The organism is Pseudoalteromonas sp. NEC-BIFX-2020_015, from assembly GCF_012952265.1.
Taxonomy (GTDB): domain Bacteria; phylum Pseudomonadota; class Gammaproteobacteria; order Enterobacterales; family Alteromonadaceae; genus Pseudoalteromonas; species Pseudoalteromonas neustonica.
In genome coordinates this window covers 1-2,953 of record NZ_JABCJL010000059.1, presented here as the reverse complement: position 1 = coordinate 2,953, position 2,953 = coordinate 1, and the positions used below count along the sequence as shown (strand labels likewise).

Annotated in this window: 2 protein-coding genes; both read right to left on the bottom strand. The window is 40.4% G+C overall.

Features of this window, described 5'->3' with window-relative positions; translation table 11 throughout:
• Positions 1 to 514: 514 nt before the first annotated feature.
• Positions 515 to 1,975, bottom strand: coding sequence for an RHS repeat-associated core domain-containing protein (locus tag HH219_RS22220; protein WP_169328573.1), 1,461 nt, complete (start codon positions 1,973 to 1,975; stop codon positions 515 to 517).
• Between the two features lie 439 nt (positions 1,976 to 2,414).
• Positions 2,415 to 2,693, bottom strand: coding sequence for an IS66 family insertion sequence element accessory protein TnpB (locus tag HH219_RS21430; RefSeq protein ID WP_169328572.1), 279 nt, complete (start codon positions 2,691 to 2,693; stop codon positions 2,415 to 2,417).
• Positions 2,694 to 2,953: the final 260 nt, after the last annotated feature.

The window sequence follows — 2,953 nt, the reverse complement described above, 5'->3', positions numbered from 1 at the left end:
AAATTTAATGTTAAACATCAAAAATACAAACTTTAGGATGGGTGTCTCTTTGTTCGTCCTTTGTTCGTCTTTCTCATATAAACTCCAACTGTCAACAAACACTTTGCTTTAACTCTGTCTATTCCTAGAGTAACTTAAGTTGACACCCATCTTAATTATTTCTAGTTAAAATTTAATGTTAAACATCAAAAATACAAACTTTAGGATGGGTGTCTCTTTGTTCGTCCTTTGTTCGTCTTTCTCATATAAACTCCAACTGTCAACAAACACTTTGCTTTAACTCTGTCTATTCCTAACCTATTAATCTTGGTAGATGTACTTCTTGAAGAACAAAAAAACAATGTATTCTGTTAAAAGACATAAACCAACAATAATCAAAATTAAAAATACCAAAACAAATCCATTCAGATCATCTGTCAGATCACCATATGGCTCAAGCAACTTTACAGAACCAAAAAAATATAAGAACAAACATGCAATAAGCACATAGATTCTGTTTTTTAACATTCGATCACTAGATGTCATCTAATACTTCTTTAGTTTCGTTAATTGCAACCGCAGTTGCACCACCGATAGCTGCACCTACAGCTCCTTGTTTAATAGCATCTGACTTAATTGTACCCGGATGACCCATTGTTCTCTGAGTACGTCCAGCAGGAACCGACGGTTCGCTTACCGAAGACATATTTCTAGTAGGCACTAGTTTTGATGCTCCACTTCCAGCTAGTGTTCCGACACCTGCCTCTGCACCTGTCTGCAAACTCTGTACTGGATCAATATCTGTAAAGTATTTGCCATCGACTAACACCTGTGACGTGGCGTCAGCGTCAGCCGCAGCCCCAACTCCAAACGCCTTCGCAACGTTTCTTACTACTCCTCCCGGAGATAACGATAACGCTGCACTAGCGCCTCCAATCGCTGCAGATTTTGCAGTAGCTGCCCAGTCTCCACCAGTTTTCTGATAGGTTTGATAACCACTTACTGCTGCTCCTACCGCCGCAGCTACAGCATGGATAATCCATTCACCATCCGGGTCGGTATATTTATACGGGTTATTTTGCGCATACGCATATCTGTTAAAACCATGAACGGGGCTCCCCCTTCTAATTGCTTCCATAGCATCCACCGGATCATTCGAATAAAACCGCCCGATAACTGGATCATAGTATCGTGCCTGCATATAACTCAACCCTAAGTCGGTGTCGAATTTATGCCCTGTGTACCCTACGTCATCTTTGGGTGCTTCTATCGATTCACCAAATGGGCGGCTGTGCTGTCGGCTTTCATTCACTGTTTGCGGTGTTACGTCACCGTACTTGGCAATCAGCTTTTTACCTAAGTAAATATAGTTAGTACCGTAGCCTGTTATAGTGTCGCCTTTTTCTCTGTACAGTAATGTACCATCTTGGCTGTACATTGAATAGCTGGTGCCATTGCCATCGCTCTGTTTTACGCGGCGGTTGTGACCATCATATAAATAACTATTACCTTTCGCTGTGGTAAGTTGATTGGCCGCATTAAAATCTAAACTATATGCGCCATTATGTTTTATATTTCCGCGGGTATCATAGCCTATTGAGCCATACCGACCACTCACGCCAGTTACACTGCTTAAGCGGTTTTTTGTATAGTCGTAGGTATAATTAAGTGTTTTACCTTTGCTTTGGTAATAGATGATGTTGCCTAAACCATCGTAGCGCAAGGTACTTGAGCCTATGCCTGAGCCGCCTGTTGTACTGGTTAAACGGTCTAGGCCGTCATACTGTAAATTAGTTAAACTATAGGCGCTGTTTTGACCATCTATAATAGACGTCACATTTGCATTATGATCGTAGTCATAAGTGAGTGACATCACCGTGCTTGGAATACTTGACCCTGTGGGGCCGGTGTCTTTAAGCTGTTTGGGTAATAAGCTATCTGCATGCAAGGTGGTTTTATGGGTAACGCCATTACCATAAGTGAATGAATCAAGCATGCCACTTGCATAATGAATTCGGGATATTCTGAATAAATAAACTAGACAGCCACTTTAATTGAGCAAATAAAACTGCGCTACTAAGTTTACTCTTTTGGGCTAAAAACTTATCTCTTCTTGAATTCAAGTATCAAACTTTAGGATGGGTGTCATCTTTATTCATTTTTCTTCGATAATGTTACACCACTGCTCAAGGCTACGTGTTTTTCTCATGGCTATCTCCTAATTGAAATTCAGAAATAGCTTAATCGGTTTGATGAGCTATTGGCAGGTGCACTTTGCTAGACGCTTACAAACTTTAGGATGGGTGTCATCTTTGTTTTCTTTATCTTTGTTTTCTTTTTAGGATGGGTGTCATCTTTGTTTCTTGTCCTAATTAAACGTTAGTGCAAAATACAAAAAATACAAACTTTAGGGTGGGTGTCCTTTTTATTATTTTTTATTGACTCAAATAAGCGACAGGCATTGTGGGTGGTAAGCTAATTTTTACGCTGCCGATAGCAAGCGTGATCGGCTGTTGCTGTTCAGTGGGGGCGACGTGTTTAGTGACTTTTGCTTGAACAAAACGACTGGATTCAGTATTAAGCTTACTTCGTGCCGCATAAAAGCTTGTTTTAGATAAGGCACGTTGCTGGCAAAACTCAGTAATAGTTAAATCGCTGGCTTGTTGTTCTTCGATAATGTTACACCACTGCTCAAGGCTACGTGTTTTTCTCATGGCTATCTCCTAATTGAAATTCAGAAATAGCTTAATCGGTTTGATGAGCTATTGGCAGGTGCACTTTGCTAGACGCTTACTCTCTTCTTGCATTCAAGTATCAAACTTTAGGATGGGTGTCATCTTTGTTTCTACTGCTCAAGGCTACGTGTTTTTCTCATGGCTATCTCCTAATTGAAATTCAGAAATAGCTTAATCGGTTTGATGAGCTATTGGCAGGTGCACTTTGCTAGACGCTTACTCTCTTCTTGCATTCAAGT